The sequence below is a fragment of the Novosphingobium sp. NDB2Meth1 genome (assembly GCF_900117425.1).
GTDB lineage: Bacteria > Pseudomonadota > Alphaproteobacteria > Sphingomonadales > Sphingomonadaceae > Novosphingobium.
Window position 1 is genome coordinate 288,886 of sequence record NZ_FPEH01000014.1, and the last position, 15,742, is coordinate 304,627.

Annotated in this window: 16 protein-coding genes; 8 read left to right on the forward strand and 8 right to left on the reverse strand. The window is 66.9% G+C overall.

All coding sequences use genetic code 11. The features are described 5' to 3' along the window. Positions 1–24 precede the first annotated feature (24 nt). A complete protein-coding gene (gene pyrC, locus NDB2M1_RS08480) occupies positions 25–1,068 on the forward strand; it encodes a dihydroorotase (RefSeq protein ID WP_072381311.1) in 1,044 nt (347 codons plus the stop codon). Positions 1,069–1,112: 44 nt separating this feature from the next. Here the strand turns inward: pyrC and rarD are convergent, their stop codons facing one another. Then, on the reverse strand, positions 1,113–2,027 hold the full coding sequence (gene rarD / locus NDB2M1_RS08485; RefSeq protein WP_083554767.1) for an EamA family transporter RarD: 915 nt from the start codon (positions 2,025–2,027) through the stop codon (positions 1,113–1,115). Positions 2,028–2,130: 103 nt separating this feature from the next. Here rarD and NDB2M1_RS08490 point away from each other — a divergent pair, with 103 nt between their 5' ends. Then, positions 2,131–2,376, forward strand: coding sequence for a hypothetical protein (locus tag NDB2M1_RS08490; RefSeq protein ID WP_072381315.1), 246 nt, complete (start codon positions 2,131–2,133; stop codon positions 2,374–2,376). Positions 2,377–2,706: 330 nt separating this feature from the next. On the opposite strand, the gene NDB2M1_RS08495 is transcribed toward NDB2M1_RS08490, so the two are convergent. Then, the gene (locus tag NDB2M1_RS08495) at positions 2,707–4,122 is read right to left on the reverse strand and encodes a succinylglutamate-semialdehyde dehydrogenase (RefSeq protein ID WP_072381317.1); all 1,416 of its coding nucleotides are present in this window, start codon (positions 4,120–4,122) and stop codon (positions 2,707–2,709) included. A 110-nt stretch (positions 4,123–4,232) separates the two neighbouring features. After that, on the reverse strand, positions 4,233–5,630 hold the full coding sequence (locus NDB2M1_RS08500; RefSeq protein WP_072381319.1) for a protein adenylyltransferase SelO family protein: 1,398 nt from the start codon (positions 5,628–5,630) through the stop codon (positions 4,233–4,235). Between the two features lie 79 nt (positions 5,631–5,709). On the opposite strand from NDB2M1_RS08500, the gene NDB2M1_RS08505 reads away from it, so the two are divergent. The 5 genes from NDB2M1_RS08505 (at position 5,710) to NDB2M1_RS08525 (ending at position 11,407) form a co-directional block, all read left to right on the forward strand. Further along, positions 5,710–6,597, forward strand: a complete 888-nt coding sequence (locus tag NDB2M1_RS08505; RefSeq protein ID WP_072381321.1) for an alpha/beta fold hydrolase — start codon at positions 5,710–5,712, stop codon at positions 6,595–6,597. Positions 6,598–6,607: 10 nt separating this feature from the next. After that, on the forward strand, positions 6,608–7,774 hold the full coding sequence (locus NDB2M1_RS08510) for a glycosyltransferase family 4 protein (protein ID WP_072381323.1): 1,167 nt from the start codon (positions 6,608–6,610) through the stop codon (positions 7,772–7,774). Positions 7,775–7,871: 97 nt separating this feature from the next. Further along, positions 7,872–8,627, forward strand: a complete 756-nt coding sequence (locus NDB2M1_RS08515; protein WP_072381326.1) for a tetratricopeptide repeat protein — start codon at positions 7,872–7,874, stop codon at positions 8,625–8,627. 14 nt (positions 8,628–8,641) lie between these two features. Next, positions 8,642–9,979 carry an outer membrane protein assembly factor BamB family protein gene (locus NDB2M1_RS08520; RefSeq protein ID WP_072381730.1) on the forward strand — a complete coding sequence of 446 codons (1,338 nt, stop codon included), beginning with the start codon at positions 8,642–8,644 and terminating at the stop codon, positions 9,977–9,979. A gap of 69 nt (positions 9,980–10,048) precedes the next feature. After that, positions 10,049–11,407, forward strand: coding sequence for a methyltransferase family protein (locus tag NDB2M1_RS08525; RefSeq protein WP_072381328.1), 1,359 nt, complete (start codon positions 10,049–10,051; stop codon positions 11,405–11,407). A gap of 155 nt (positions 11,408–11,562) precedes the next feature. On the opposite strand, the gene NDB2M1_RS08530 is transcribed toward NDB2M1_RS08525, so the two are convergent. From NDB2M1_RS08530 to NDB2M1_RS08545, 4 genes are read right to left on the reverse strand one after another with little or no spacing between them, the layout of a single operon-like run. Next, a complete protein-coding gene (locus NDB2M1_RS08530) occupies positions 11,563–11,853 on the reverse strand; it encodes a putative quinol monooxygenase (protein WP_231625009.1) in 291 nt (96 codons plus the stop codon). Between the two features lie 5 nt (positions 11,854–11,858). Then, a complete protein-coding gene (locus NDB2M1_RS08535; RefSeq protein WP_072381330.1) occupies positions 11,859–12,158 on the reverse strand; it encodes a putative quinol monooxygenase in 300 nt (99 codons plus the stop codon). A gap of 25 nt (positions 12,159–12,183) precedes the next feature. Beyond that, on the reverse strand, positions 12,184–13,584 hold the full coding sequence (locus NDB2M1_RS08540) for a glutamate--cysteine ligase (protein WP_072381332.1): 1,401 nt from the start codon (positions 13,582–13,584) through the stop codon (positions 12,184–12,186). A gap of 46 nt (positions 13,585–13,630) precedes the next feature. Beyond that, on the reverse strand, positions 13,631–14,389 hold the full coding sequence (locus NDB2M1_RS08545; protein WP_072381334.1) for a 16S rRNA (uracil(1498)-N(3))-methyltransferase: 759 nt from the start codon (positions 14,387–14,389) through the stop codon (positions 13,631–13,633). Between NDB2M1_RS08545 and ubiA the strand changes: the two genes are divergently transcribed. Then, complete coding sequence (ubiA, locus tag NDB2M1_RS08550) at positions 14,388–15,356, forward strand: 4-hydroxybenzoate octaprenyltransferase (RefSeq protein ID WP_072381336.1); 969 nt, start codon at positions 14,388–14,390, stop codon at positions 15,354–15,356. The two genes, NDB2M1_RS08545 and ubiA, sit on opposite strands and share 2 nt — an antisense overlap. Here the strand turns inward: ubiA and NDB2M1_RS08555 are convergent. Then, entirely contained in the window at positions 15,347–15,721 is a 375-nt protein-coding gene (locus NDB2M1_RS08555) for a VOC family protein (protein ID WP_072381338.1), read from the reverse strand. The genes ubiA and NDB2M1_RS08555 overlap by 10 nt on opposite strands. Between the last annotated feature and the right edge of the window lie 21 nt (positions 15,722–15,742).

Genomic DNA, 15,742 nt, shown 5'->3' on the forward strand with positions numbered 1-15,742 from the left:
ACGGTCCGGCCTAAGGGGAAGGGCATGACCACACCTCTCTCGATCAGCATCCGCCGCCCCGATGATTGGCACGTCCACCTGCGCGATGGCGCGCTGCTCGCGGGCGTCGCCCCGCATACCGCGCGGCAGTTCGCGCGCGCGATCGTCATGCCCAATCTCTCGCCGCCGATGACCGATGTCGCAGGGGTCTCGGCCTATCGTGACCGCATAATGGCCGCGCTCCCCGAGGGCAGCGATTTCACGCCGCTGATGACGCTCTATCTCACCGACCACACCGATCCAGACGAAGTCGAGCGCGGGCATTCGCAGGGCGTGTTCGTCGCAGCCAAGCTTTACCCGGCGCATGCCACCACCGGTTCGGCCCACGGCGTGACCGATGTGGCCAACATCATGCCCGTCCTCGCGCGGATGGAGAAGATCGGCATGCCGCTCCTCATCCACGGCGAAGTCACCGACAACCACGTCGATATCTTCGACCGCGAGGCGGTGTTCATCGAGCGCACGCTGATCCCGCTCGTGAAGGCGCTGCCCGGCCTCCGTGTCGTGTTCGAGCACGTCACGACGAGCGAGGCGGTGCAATTCGTCGAGAGCGCGGGCGCAAACCTCGCCGCGACGATCACCCCGCAGCACCTCCACATCAACCGCAACGCCATGCTTGTCGGCGGCATCCGCCCGCATGCCTATTGCCTGCCGGTGGCCAAGCGCGAGCATCACCGGCTGGCGCTGCGCAAGGCGGCGACGTCTGGTAGCACCCAGTTCTTCCTCGGCACCGACAGCGCGCCGCATGCCAAACACCTCAAGGAAGCGGCCTGCGGCTGCGCGGGTATCTTCAACGCCCCCTTCGCGCTCGAAAGCTACATCAAGGTGTTCGAGGAAGAAGGCGCGCTGGACAAGTTCGAAGGCTTTGCCAGCGAGCACGGCCCGCGCTTCTACCGCCTGCCGCTCAACGAAGGCACGGTAACGCTGGAGCGCGCGCCCGTAACCGTTCCGGACGAGATCGACGTGGGAGAGACGATGGTCGTCCCCTTCCACGCCGGGGAGACGCTAGGCTGGCGCTTTCGTGTGTGATCCCAAAAAGTGGGAACCGGTTTTTGGACTCAGATCACACACCATCAGGAAGACGTGTGTGAATTGAGCCGCGCCTGACGGAACATGTCCCAGCTGAACAGGGCAACTGCGGTCCAGATCAGCACGAAGCACACGGTGCGCGCCTCATCGAGCGGCTCGCCGTAGAGGAAGTGGCCGAGCAGGAAGCCGATGCTCGGCGTGATGAACTGCGCAAAGCCCATGGCCGAAAGCGTCAGCCGCCGCGCCGCATAGCCGAACAGCAGCAATGGGATCGCGGTGAACAGGCCGCCGACCATCAGCAGCCCCGCCATCTCCCAGCTTGCCGCGATGCTCGAACCGCCACCGACGCCGCCGCCGGTCCAAGCATACCAGAGGACGACGGGAAGCGCCGGTATCAGGCTGATTCCGGTCTCGATAGTCACCGCCTCGAGCGCGCCGGCAGGCACCACCTTGCGGACGAAGCCGTAGAGCGCATAGCTCACCCCCAGCGCCATCGCGACGAACAGCATGTCGAGCTCGCCGAACGCGAGGAGGCCGATGCCGATGGCGGCGATCACCACGGCGGCCCACTGCACCCGGCTCAGCTTCTCGTGCAGGAAGACCGTGCCGATCAGCACGTTGATCAGCGGCATGATATAGTAGCCAAGGCTGGTCGCCAGCACATGGCCGGTGACGACGGCGATGAAGAAGATCAGCGAGTTGGTCGCGGTCAGCGCCGCACTGGTGGCGAGCCGCAGCACCACGGTCCGGTTGCGCAGCGAGGCAAGCAGCGCTGGCCCCTGCCGCTGCAGCGCGATGATCGCGAGGCAGATCGGCATGCTGCAAATGATCCGCCACGCCAGCAGTTCAGGCGCGGGGACCTCGCCCAGCAGCTTGAAATAGATCGGCATCACGCCCCAGAAGGCATAGGTCGCGATGGCGGCCATGGCACCGTTCTGGCGGGATGATGCTGTGCTCATGCCGCGCGCCATGGCAGCACCGGCGCGCACGACCAAGCATCAAAATGGCATGGCCTCCAAAAGATCTGGTGACGCAGGGTTAACCATGCCCGGTGCATGAGGGATGACGATGCATGCTCGCCGCGCCTTGCCGCTCATCCTCCTCGCCGCGCTGGCCGCCTGCTCGGCCGAAACGCCGCGCACGCGTGGCGGCGAGGAAGGCCCCGCGCACGATCCGGTTATGCAGGCGGCGATCGAGGGCCAGCTGATGGTCGATCCCGATCTTTCGCAGGCCAACAACCGCAATCTCGCCATCGTCCCGGCCGGCCCCGCCGATCCGGCACTGCCGCTGCCCGATCCGAAGAGCTAGCGCACGGCGCGTTCGGGGAGGCACCCCCTTTCTTCACCCGCGAGCGCAGCGAGTTATGCGCTCGAGGCACGTGCCAAGCTGGCAAAAGCGCCTGACCGGGGCGAGTAAACTCGAACGACCGTGTGCGCCTATTGGCTGACGCAACGCGGTGCTTTAGGCAAGGGGTCATGAGCTACGGCGAAAAGGACACCCCTGGTTATAGAACGTACCAGCGCATGAAGCTGTTTGGCGTATTCATGGTCTTGGCTTGGATCATCTTGGACGGGCTGGGCGTGTTCGGCCGCTAGTCGCCCGATCCCAGTCATCAACCCAACCCGCGCCCCACAGCTCTCACGTATCCCTAAGCCCCACACCGATCGTTGCGCGTGGTTGTTCCATTTCCGCCGACGCCACCGGATAGGCGCACGAATCGGCCATGTAGTAGCCGCCCGGGCGGTTGTTGCCGGAAAGGCCGGTCCCGCCGAACGGCGCGCCCGCTGCTTCGCCGATGGTCGGGCGGTTCCAGTTGACCACCCCGGCGCGGACGTTGGCCCAGAAGCGGTTGTAGTCCTGCGGCGATCCGCCGAGCAGCGAGGCGACGAGGCCGAAGCGGGTATTGTTGGCCTCGGCGATGGCTTCATCGAAATCGTCGACCGCGACGACTTGCAGGAGCGGGCCGAACAGTTCGACATCGGGCCGCTCGTCGATCTTGGTCACGTCGATGATCGCCGGACTGACGAAGGGCAGGTCCTCGCGCAGCCGGGTCATGTGCTTGATCGCGCGGCCGCCGTTGGAAAGCAGGTAGACGAAGCTTTCGGTCAGGCCGTCGGCGGCGACATTGTCGATCACCGGGCCTAGGAACGGCGTCGGCGTATCGAACGGCGCGCCGACGATCAGCCGTTCGGTGAGGCGGCGCACTTCGCTGATGACCGCATCGTACATCGTCGACTTGATGATCAGTCGCCGCGCGGAGGAGCAGCGCTGGCCCGCGCTGGTGAAGGCCGATTGCACGACGATGGTCGCGGCATCGACGATCTTGGGCGTATCCCACACCACGATCGGATTGTTGCCGCCCAGTTCGAGCGCGACGACCTTGCCGGGATTGGACGCAAGCTTGCGATTGATCGAGACTCCAGCGTGGGCCGATCCGGTGAACAGGACGCCGTCCACCCCGTCATGCATGGCGAGCGTCTGGGCCTGCTCTGGGCCGCCCTGCAACACTTGCACCACCGCCGCCGAAATCCCGGCGCGGTGGAAGCAGCGGACAAGGAGCTCGCCGGTCGCGGGCGCCTTTTCCGAGGGTTTGAACACCACAACATTGCCCGCGATCAGCGCCGGAATGATCTGCGCGGCCGGAAGCAGCGCGGGCATGTTGTAAGGGCTGATCACCGCCAGCACGCCGTGCGGCTTGTGGCGGACAGCGGAGGTGCCGTTGAGCGCGCTGTCGAGCTTGCGCTGCGAAGTGCGCTCGGCATAGGCGCGCACCGAAACCTCGACCTTGTCGATCACGCTGTCGACTTCGCCGCGCGCTTCCCACAGCGGCTTGCCCGTCTCGCGCGCGATCAGATCGGCGAGCTTGTCGGATTCCTTGCGCACTTCATTGGCGAAGCGGCGCAGCAATTCGATGCGGGTGGAGAGCGGCTGCGCGGCCCAGAGCGGCCAGGCCCGGCGTGCGCGGGCGATCACGTCCTCGGCGTCGCCGATCCGGCCGCGCCACAGTTCCGAGCCCGTCGCGGGTTCGAACGAGACGATTTCGCCGGTGGACACGGGTGCGCTTGGCCTTCCTCTGCCTTGCCGCTCACGCGGCGCGAGGCCGCTGCGGTGTGCGGCCTATGGCATGACAGTGGTAACCAAACAAGAAACCCTCACCCGCAAAACTATGCCTTTCCGGCATGCCCCGCCGGCTGCGGGCGCGGCCCATGCGCCTCGCCCATGCGGCGCAGCGCGGCGATCTTGGCCTTGAGCAGCGACCAGTCATCGCTCTCGGCAATCGGCGCCCAGATCGCCTCGACCTCGTCGATCAGCATCGATTGCGGCGCCGGATCGGCCCAGTACGGATGCGTGTCGGCCACCGCTTCATACGCCGACATGGCCTCGCCGATCGCGCCGGTTGCATCGCCGCGCCCACCGCGATGGCGGAAGAAGAACGCATCCGGCCCTTCACCGCTCTCCGCCATCGCCGCTTCACACAGCCCGATCAGCACCGTGTCCGCCTCGATCCCGCGCGGTACGAGGCCCAGCCGCCAGCACCAGCGCCGGGCCATCGCGGCACGGTAATGGTCCTCGAACGTGTTGAGCGCCGCGATCAGCGGCGGTGCTTCCTCGAGCGTGCGCAGCGCCACGGCGAGCTGACCGCAGTTCCAATGGATCGCCTGCACCTGCCGCCCGAAGGCATAGAGTCCGCTGCTGTCGAAATAGGCCGCCGTGAACGCCGGGTCCCAGCGCGGCAGCCAGCGCCAAGGGCCATAGTCGAAGCTCTCGCCCGTCACGTTCATGTTGTCGGTATTGAGCACGCCGTGGACGAAGCCCGCGACGACATAGCTCGCCGCCATGTCGGCCATGCGCTCCACCACCTGATGGAGCAGCCGCGCGGCGGGGCTCACGCCTTCCGGCCCCGCCGGTCCGGGGAAGTTGCCGAGGCAATAGCCGACGAGCTGCGCCATGTTGTCCGCCTCGCCCAGCGTCGCGAGCCGCTGGAACGTGCCGATGCGGATATGTCCATGGCTCAGCCGCACCATCACCGCCGAGCGGGTGGGGGAGGGTTCGTCGCCGCGCCACAGCGCCTCGCCGGTCTCGATCACCGAGAACGTCCTGCTGGTGTTCACCCCCAGCGCGCCCAGCATCTCGGTCGCGAGGATCTCGCGCATCGCGCCCTTCAGCGTCAGCCGCCCGTCACCCTGCCGGCTCCACGGCGTCTGGCCCGACCCCTTGGTGCCGAGGTCCATCAGGCGGCCCTCTGCGTCCAGCAGCTGCGCATAGAGGAACCCGCGCCCGTCACCGAGATCGGGGTTGTAGGTCTGGAACTGGTGCCCGTGATAACGCAGCGCCAGCGGCTGGGGGAGATTGCCCTCCAGCGGCGCGAAGCGACCCATATGGCGCACCCATTCCTCGTCGCTCAGCCCCGCCAGCCCCACCTCCGCAGCCGCGCGGTCGTTGCGGAAGCGCAGTTTGGTTTCCGGAAAGTCGGCCGGGGCGACCGGATCGCCGATCCAGCGCGCCAGATCGAGAATGCGCGGGGCGGGGCGGTAGATCGCGTCTTGCGGGCTTGCTTGCATCGCGCGATAGTGGGCACGAAGCGGGCGGCGTGCAAGCGCGCCCCTTTTGTTTATGCGCGGGGCTCAGGCAGTAGAGACGATGGCAGAGGCGCTGAAAGGCGGCGAAAAGCGCTGGGAAGATCGCAGCTGGACCAGCGGCGACGGCCTGAAACTGCATTTCCGCGACTATCCCGGAAGCGCGGAGCGGCCGCCGATCCTGTGCCTGCCGGGCCTCACCCGCAACGCCCGCGATTTCGAGGCGCTGGCCGAGCGGCTGGCGGGCGACTGGCGCGTGATCTGCCCGGACATGCGCGGGCGCGGTGACAGCGATTATGCCCGCGATCCGATGACCTACACCCCCGCGCACTACGTCGCCGATGTCGAACTGCTGCTTGCCGCGGAAGGGATCGAGCGCTTCGTCTCCATCGGCACTTCGCTGGGCGGGCTGATGACGATGATGCTCGCCGCTGTGAACCCGCAACGCATCGCCGGGGCGGTTATCAATGATGTGGGGCCGGAAATCGATCCGGTGGGCCTCGCGCGCATCCGCGAACATGTCGGGCAGGGGCGCAGCTACGAGACATGGGTCCACGCCGCCCGCGCGCTGCAGGAGACCAATCGCCAGATCTATCCCGGCTGGGACTTGCCCGCATGGCTGCGCATGGCCAAGCGCTGCATGGTGATCGGCTCAGGCGGGCGCATCACCTTCGATTATGACATGAACATCGCCGAACCGTTCGAGGCCGAGCAAGGCCCGGCGCCCGCACCAGAAGTGATGTGGGGCATCTACGAATCGATCGCGCGCCGCCCGCTGCTGGTGCTGCGCGGCGCGCATTCGGATATCCTCTCCACTGAAGTCGCCGCGCGGATGAAAGTGCGCGGAGCGGCCACCGAACTGGTCACCGTCCCCGGTGTCGGCCATGCGCCCACGCTCGACGAGGACGAAGCCATCGCCGCCATCGACCGGCTGCTGGCACGCGCGGAGTGATTGCACCGGCATGAGCAAGCCATCTTCGGCCAAGCGGCTCCATCTGCTGCACCTGCATTCCACCTTCGATGCCGGCGGCAAGGAGCGGCGCTCCACCTCGCTGATCAACCGTTTCGGCAAGGCGGTCGATCACAGCATCGTCTCCGCGCAGCCGGGCGCACTCGGCGCGCGGGCGCTGATCGATCCGGGCCTGCCGGTCCATTTCCCGTTCGGTTTTCCCGCGCTGCAGGGCCGCTTCGGCGTGCGCCGCCTGCAGACCCTGGCCCGCGCGATGCAGGGTTTCGACCTCATCCTCACCTACAACTGGGGCGCGATGGACGCCGCGATGGCGCACGCCATGTTCGCGCCGACGATGGGCCTCGCCCCGCTGATCCACCACGAGGACGGCTTCCACGTCGACGAGGCGCAGCGTCTCAAGCCTACTCGCAACTGGTATCGCCGTGTCGCGCTGGCGCGGGCGAGCGCGCTGATCGTCCCCTCGCGGCAGCTCGAGCAGGTGGCGCTGGAAGCCTGGCACCAGCCCGCCGCGCGGGTCCACTGCATCGGCAACGGCATTCCGGTGGAAGACTACGATCCCGCCAAGGCCCGGCGCGTGCGCCCCGATGCCCTGCCGCGCGTGGTGAAACGGCCTGGGGAGAAATGGGTGGGTACGCTTGCCGGGCTGCGCCAGGTCAAGGCGCTGCCCCGGCTGGTGCGGGCTTTTCGCGCGCTGCCCGAGGAATGGCAGCTCGTCATTGTCGGCGAGGGGCCCGAGCGCGAGGCGATCCTGGCCGAGGCGCTGAAGCTCGAGATCGGGCACCGTGTCCACTTGCCCGGTTATGTGGCCGATCCGGCGCAGGCGACCGCGCTGTTCGATCTGTTTGCGCTGTCCTCGGAAAGCGAGCAATTCCCGCTGTCGATCGTCGAAGCCATGGCGTCCGGCCTTGCGGTCGCGAGCACGGCGGTGGGTGACGTGCTCGAGATGGTCGCGCCCGAGAACACGCCATTCATCACCCCTGCGGGCGACGAGGCCGCACTCGGGGCGGCCTTGCTGCAGCTGGCGGGCGATGAAGCGCTGCGCCGCCGGATCGGCGCGGCCAACCGGCTGCGCGCCTGCGCCGAGTTCGATGAAGCGGTCATGGCGCGCCGCCACGCCGCGATTTATGCACAGGCTCTCGGCCTGCAAGTGTTTCCGTAAAGCTGCGGGACAGCATCGGCGTGTCAAAGCGGTTGAATTGGCGGGCCCCCCTCTCTAAACAGCCGCATTCGTTAACCAGCGACCTGAAAGCGCAGTCTTGGCTCTCACTCCGAACAGCCCATCCGGCACCACCCCAGCAAACAGCAAGGATGCGGCCGCACAGGAAACCTTCCTGCGTGAGGTTGATGATGCCCTGCGCGAAGATCAGCTCCGCAAGCTGCTGTTCACCCGTGGCCGGCCCATCCTTGCGCTCGTGATCGGCGGCCTTGTCGGGCTGGGCGGCTGGCTGTGGTACAACGATCATCAGGCCAGCCTGCGCGACCAGCAGAGCGAGACCTTCGTCACCGCGCTCGATGCGCTGCAGGCGGGCCGCAACCAGACCGCGAAGTCGGGCATGGATCCGCTCGCCAAGAGCGGCAACCCCGGCTACCGCGCCGCGGTGCAGATCACCGAGGCGGGCATAGCTGAGCAGGCCGGCAAGCCTGCTGATGCCGCGAAGTTGTTCGCCGCCGTCTCCGCCGACAGCGCGCTGCCCGGCCCCTACCGCGATCTCGCCACGGTGCGCGAGGTTTCGACCAATTTCGACAAGCTGGCGCCGCAGACCGTGATCGACCGGCTCAAGCCGCTCGCGGTGCCGGGCAAGCCATGGTTCGGCAGCGCGGGTGAACTCGTCGCGATGGCCTATCTCAAGCAGAACAAGACCGAGCTGGCAGGCGCGCTGCTGGCTTCGATTGCCAAGGACAAGGCCGTTCCCGATACGCTGCGCCGGCGCACCCGCCAGCTTGCCGGGCAGCTTGGCGTCGATGCCGTGGAAAACCCGGCTGCCGCAGCGAATGGCAGCGAAGCACAATAATGGGATTTGAGGATATGACCGGAGCCAAAATGATCCGGCACGCCGCCGTTTCTGCCATGGTCGTCGTCGCGCTGGCGCTCGGCGGCTGCGGCATCACCAAGAGCAAGCCCAAGTCGACCCCCACCGTGGGCGTGCGCATCCCGATCCTCTCGAAGATCGAGTCGGGCATGAAGGTCGACGAGGGCATGTCGGTGCTCGACGTCGTGCTGCCGCTCGCCGAGGCCAATCCCGATTGGGAGCAGGCGGGCGGCACCGCATCCAAATCCTATGGCCACCTCGTGCTCTCGCAGCAGCCGCGCAAGCTCTGGACTTCCCGCATCGCCGGCTCCAGCCCCAAGCAGCGCCTTGCGGCAGCGCCGGTGGTCGGCGGCGGCCGGCTTTTCGTCATGGATACCGAAGGCCTGGTCCACGCCTTCGACGCGGCCACCGGGCGTCAGGCGTGGGAGGATGCCTTCCGCCTGCCCGTGGCGACAGCATCCGTGTTCGGCGGCGGCGCGGCATACAGCGATGGCAAGGTCTTCATCACCACCGGTCTCGGCGAGGTTGCGGCGGTCGATGCGGCGGACGGCAAGGTGCTGTGGCGCGTCAAGCCCGCAGGTCCGTTGCGCGGCAGCCCGACCATCGCGTTCGGCGGCGTCTATGTGATGACGCAGGACAACCAGATCGTCGCGCTCAACATCTCTGACGGCTCTCAGCTGTGGACCGAATCCGGCTCCGTCGCGCAGACCGGCGTGTTCGGCGTGGCAGCAGCGGCAGCCGGGCAGGGCACCATCGTCGCGGGCTACAGCTCGGGCGAACTCGTCGCCTACCGCTATGAAAACGGCCGCCAGTTGTGGTCGGACGCTCTCGCACGCACCAGCATCGCGACTTCGGTTTCGACGCTGACCGACATCGACGCCGATCCGATCATCGAGCGCGGCCGCGTCTATGCGCTCGGCCAGGGCGGGCGCATGGCCGCCTATGAACTCGTCACCGGCCAGCGCGTGTGGGAACTCAACCTTGCGGGCATCTCCACCCCGGCGGTCGCGGGCGACTGGATCTTCACGCTGACCGACGAGGCGAAGCTGCTGTGCATCGCCAAGGCCACCGGCAAAGTGCGCTGGATCTCGCAGATGAAGCCCTATCGCAGCGTCAAGAAGAAGAAGGGCAAGATTTTCTGGACCGGCCCGGTGCTGGCGGGCGATCAGCTGTGGATGGCGAATTCGGAAGGCGAGCTTTTCGCGGCATCGGTCACCGACGGCACAGCGAAGCGCAAGGCCAAGCTCGGCGCGCCGGTCACGCTGGCGCCGGTCGTCGCGGGCGGCGTGCTCTACGTTCTCGACGACAGCGGGCACATCAACGCGTTCAAATGAGTGCGCTGCCGCCGGTTCTTGCCGGCGCATAAACGATTTTCTCATAGGTCCCCGTTAACCCCGGAGGCCATGAGCGTGCGCCCTGCCAGACCTGCCAGCGATGTTTCCGCCGGAGTCGGCCTGTCCGGCCTCGTCGGCCTTGCGCTGTGGGTGATCCTCTGCCGCAACTGGGCCGGGATCGCCGATGCGCTCGCCTTGCCGGGTCCGCACGAGCCGCTCGCCGGTCCCAACGCGGCGCTGGCGGCCATGGTGTTTTCCGGTCTCCCCATGGTCGCGTGGTCGCTCATGGTCGACAAAGTCCATTTGCGGGCCTCGACCGGGATCGACTGGAGCAACCCGCGCCCGCTGCGCGATGTGGTCGATGTCTCGATCACCAAGATCGCGGGCCTCTGGGCGACATGGTCGCTCGTCGGCTTCGTCTATTGCCTCTGCCGCTGGTACTGGCGCGGGCAGTACCTCTTCGCGATGGACGTGATCTCCGGCCTCGCTCCGCTGCTGTTCCTGGGCGCGATCCCCTATGTGCTCTGGCTCGACCGCGTGCTGGTCAATCCGCGCGATGCCTCGTGGCACTTCGGCGCGATGCTGATCGGGCGCGAGACTTACGACAAGGCCGAAGTCGCCCACCACTTGCGCGCATGGGCGGTGAAGGGCTTCTTCTGCGCCTTCATGTTCTCGATCATCCCCGGCGGCTTCGGCGGGGTAGTCCAGATGAACTATGCCGCCATGCTCGGCGATCCGCTGGCACTCGGCAATGCTCTCATCGAGACGATGTTCCTCGTCGACGTGCAGATCGCCATGGTCGGCTATCTCCTCACGATGAAGCCGCTCGATGCGCAGATCCGCAGCGCCAACCCGTTCCTCGGCGGCTGGGTCGCGGCGCTGATCTGCTATCCGCCGTTTATCCTGATGGGCAGCGGCGGCGTGCTCGACTATCGCACCAACGGCGCCGAATGGACCTTCTGGCTGCAGGGCATGCCGGTGCTCGAATGGATCTGGGTGGTGGCCATGGTGCTACTGACGGGCATCTACGCCTGGGCCACGGTCGCGTTCGGCCTGCGCTTCTCCAACCTCACCTATCGCGGCGTCCTGACCAACGGGCCCTATGCTTTCACCCGGCACCCGGCCTACCTCTCCAAGAACGCGTTCTGGTGGATATCGACCCTGCCCTGGCTCACCACCACGCATTCGATGGTCGACGCCATCCGCAACACGGTTGTGCTCGGCCTCGTCAGCGCGGTCTATTTCTGGCGCGCCAAGACCGAGGAAGCGCACTTGCTGGCGGAAGACGCCAAGTACCGCGAATACCACGCATGGATGGCCGAGCATGGCCTCGTGACCGGCACCCTCAACCGCATCGGCCGCCTGCTCACGCGCGGTCGCCCGCGCGTCGAGCCACCCGCCATCGGCGCGGTGCACCCGGCGGAGTAGAAGATCATCGGCAACAAACCCGTTCGCCCCGAGCGTAGTCGAGGGGGCCGTTCGAGCGAAGCCGAGAACCAACCAAGCGGGAGGCCTCGGCTACGCTCGGCCAAGATCCCTCGACTTCGCTCGGGACGAACGGAATTGGGGTTTGGCGTACCGCGCTAAATCGCCTCGCCCTCGTCCGTCTCATAGAGGCGGATCACCCGATCATGAAACCCGAGCCCGGCGCGCGCAGCCACCCACTCGGCCATATGCGCGGACTTCGCATGCGCCATCAGCGCCGCGCGGTCGGTCCAGCGCTCGGCGACGTGAAACAGCGCCGGATCATCGATATCCTGCGCATAGCCATACTGGATGCAGCCCTCTTCCGCCCGCGTCGCCTCTGCCACCTTGCGGGCCAATGGCAGCAGCGCCTCGATATGCTCCGGCGCGACCCGGAACGTCCCCATCACGACGATCAAAGGTCCTCGCCTTCGTCGGTATCGTAGAGCTTGATGTGGCGCTCCTTCATCGTGAGCCCTGAAAGCACCCCGATCCACTCCGCCACGTGCGGCGTCTTGAGATGCGCGCCCAGCGCCTCGCGGCTCGTCCAGCGCTCGGTGATGTGGAACACTTCCGGATCGCTGATATCGCGGGAATAGTCGTACTGCAGGCAGCCTTCTTCCTGCTGCGTCGCCGCGACAACCTTCCGTGCCGCCGGCAGCGCGGCCTCGATTGCGGCGGCATCGATCCGCAGCTTGCCCATCACGATGATCATGGTCGTTCTCCTCTCCCTCGCTCCGTCAGAAGCTCTTGGCCTCGTAGATCGGATCAACCTTGCCGCCCCATGGCCCGCGATAGAGCTCCAGCAGCCGCTCCGCCGGCGTCTTTCCCGTGCTCACGATCTCGTCGAGCGGATGGAGGTACCCGGTCTCGTTGTCGCCTGCGTCGTTGAGCTTGCCCCGCGCAGCCAGCCCGCCGCGCGCGATGGCGAGAACCTCGGCCGCAATATCCCGCAGCTTGCCGCCACCCCCTCTGAATGAATCGGGCAGCGGCGCATCAAGCCCCAGCTTGGGGACTTCGGCGCGCAAGCGTTCGCGCCCGTCCATGTCCCAGCCCTTCACGAGGTCCCACGCCGCATTGAGCGCAGTCTGGTCATAGAGCAGCCCCACCCAAAGCGCCGGCAACGCGCAGATCCGGCTCCACGGGCCGCCATCCGCGCCGCGCATTTCAAGGAAGCTCTTGAGCCGCACTTCGGGAAACGCGGTCGAAAGGTGGTCGATCCAGTCCGAACGCGTCGGCTTTTCGCCCGGCAGCGCGGGCAGCTTGCCCTCCAGAAAGTCGCGGAACGACTGACCCGCCGCATCGATATAGCGCCCGTTCCGGAACACGAAATACATCGGCACGTCGAGCATGTAGTCGACATAGCGTTCGTAGCCGAAGCCCTCGTCGAACACGAACGAGAGCATGCCCGTGCGCGCCGGATCGGTGTCGGTCCAGATGTGGCTGCGATAGGAAAGGTAGCCGTTGGGCTTGCCTTCGAGGAACGGCGAATTGGCGAACAGCGCGGTGGCGAGCGGCTGCAGCGCCAGCGAAACGCGGAACTTCTGCACCATGTCCGCCTCGCTCGAATAGTCGAGATTGGTCTGGATGGTGCAAGTGCGCAGCATCATGTCTAGGCCCATCGTGCCCACGCGCGGCATGTGCCGCAGCATGATGTCGTACCGGCCCTTGGGCATGATCGGCAGCTCTTCGCGCGTCTTGTCGGGCCACAGCCCCATGCCGAGGTAGGCAAGGCCCAGCTTGTCGCCGATGGTCTTGACCTGCGCGAGGTGGCGGCCGGTTTCGGCGCAAGTCTGGTGCAGGTTCTCCAGCGGCGCGCCCGAAAGCTCGAGCTGGCCCGCCGGCTCGAGGCTCACCGCGCCGTCCGTGCCGCTCATCGCGATCACGTTGGGGCCGGTGTCGCTGTCTTCCTCGATCGTTTCCCAGCCATAGTCCCGCAGCGCCAGCAGCAGGTCGCGGATCCCGCCCGGCTCGCTGTACGAAGGCGCGGCGCGGTCCTTGGTGCGATAGACGAACTTCTCGTGCTCGGTGCCGATCCGCCAAGCTTCGCGCGGCTTTTCGCCCTTGGCCATCGGCTCGATGAGCTGCGCGCGGCTCTCGATGACGGGATCGTTGCGATTCGAAACTTGTCTCGTGCTCATGGAATCGCGTTAGTGTCCCGAGCGGCGGCGCGCCAGCCGAAAACACTCAAGTTGCCGCAGCGTTCCAATCCCCGCGCATGCCCATCCACAGCACAGTTCCGGCAATAGCGGCGGTTTCTGCACGCAGGATACGGGGCCCAAGCGTGATCGCCACCGCCGCCGGATGTGCGCGGATCGCCGCCCGCTCGGCATCGTCGAAGCCGCCCTCCGGCCCGACCAGCAGCGCAGCAGGCCCGTCATGCGCGGCAAAGGCCTCGGATGCCGGCGCACCGCCTTCCTCATCGGCAAAGTAGAGCCGCCGTTCCTCCGGCCAGTCGCGCAGTAACGCGTCCAGCTTAACCGGCTCGGCCAACCCCGGCAGCGCCGTGCGCGCGCATTGTTCCGCCGCTTCGGTGACAATCGCCCGCGCCCGCTCCGGATTGAGCTTGTCCGCCACGCAGCGCCGCGTCAGCACCGGGCGCACCGCCGCGACCCCCAGCTCGGTCGCCTTTTCCAGCACCAGATCAAACCGGTCCTTCTTGATCAGCGCCGCGCAGAGCCAGAAGTCCGGCACCGCCTCGCGCCCGCGCAGCCGCCGGACGACCGAAAGCGTGACATCCCGCTTCGCCGCCGCACTCACTTCCGCCAGCCACTCGCCCGTCTTGTCATCACACAGGATCACCGCGTCGCCCGGCCCCGCGCGCATGACCTTGCCCAGATAATGCGCTTGCCCGCCTTCCAGCGAGACTGACGTCCCCTCAGCCAGCGGACCGGGGACAAACAGGCGGGGCGCGGACTTTGGCGGCCAGGCGGGAGTTGCAACCATGTCTGCGGCTCTAGCCGATTGCCGCCGCCGGGGCTATGCAGCGCAAATGACGACAACGCCGCAGATCGTGCCCGACAGCGAGTACCGCGGCGTGCTCACCGTGCTCCCGCCCACCTTGCGTGATCTCGCGCTCATCGCCCGGTTCGATCGACCCATCGGCTGGTGGCTGCTGTTCTGGCCCTGCGCGTGGGGGCTGTTCCTTGCCGGGGGCACCGGGCGCTGGGGCATGGTGCTGTGGCTGCTGCTCGGCTCCATCGCGATGCGCGGGGCGGGCTGTGTCTACAACGATATCGTCGATGCCGATCTCGATGCCCGCGTCGCGCGGACGGCAGCGCGGCCCATCGCCAGCGGGGCGATCTCGAAGAAGGTGGCGTGGGTCTGGCTGTTGGCGCTCTGTGGCGTTGGCCTCATCGTTCTGCTGCAATTGCGCTGGCAGGCGCAGCTCGTGGCGCTTGGCAGCCTCGGCCTTGTCGCGGCGTATCCCTTCATGAAGCGCATCACCGGCTGGCCGCAGGCGTGGCTCGGCCTTGTCTTCACCTGGGGCGCCCCCGTGGGATGGATCGAGGTCACCGGCTTTGACCGCCTTGCCCCGCTGGCTGCGCTCTATGCCGGGTGCTGGGCCTGGTGCATGGCCTATGACACGATCTACGCGCTGCAGGACCGCGAGGACGACGCCATGGTCGGCATCGGCTCCTCCGCGCTGTCGTTCGGCAAGCATGTCCGCACCGGCGTTATCACGCTCTACACCATGGCGATTGCCTGCTGGGCGGGGGCGGTCTGGCTGGTGCGGCCCGATCCGGTCGCGCTGGTGGCGCTGCTCCCGGCCGCGCTGCACTTCGCCTGGCAAGCCCTTACGCTCGATACCGCAGATGGCCTCAGCGCGCTCGCGCGGTTCCGGTCAAACCGATTCGCGGGCGCGCTGATGGCCGCTGCCTGCTTCGTCATCGGCGCCGCCAGTCAGCTGTAGCTGACAAGTTCCCACTCGATGCCGTCCCAATCGAAGACATAGAACCGGCGGCCCGGCTCGTAGTCCGCGTGGTTGAACGGCACCAGTCCTTCAGCGATCACGACCCGCTCCGCCGCATCCAGATCGTCCACCACAAGGCCGATATGCTGCAGCGGCTGGCCCTTGGCGAACGTGCCAGGGATCGGCTCATCCCCTTGATAAAGCGCGATATAGTCAGTGTTTGCGCCGAGATGGATGGTCCACCCGCCAAGGGCCGACGGCCCGCGCCAGCGCTCATGCCAACCGCATAGTCGGGCAAGAAAAGCAGCAGTGCGGTCGGGGTCGCTGACGCGGATATTGACGTGCTCGAGGCGCGCGGCGGGCATAGCCATTTTTGATTACTCCAT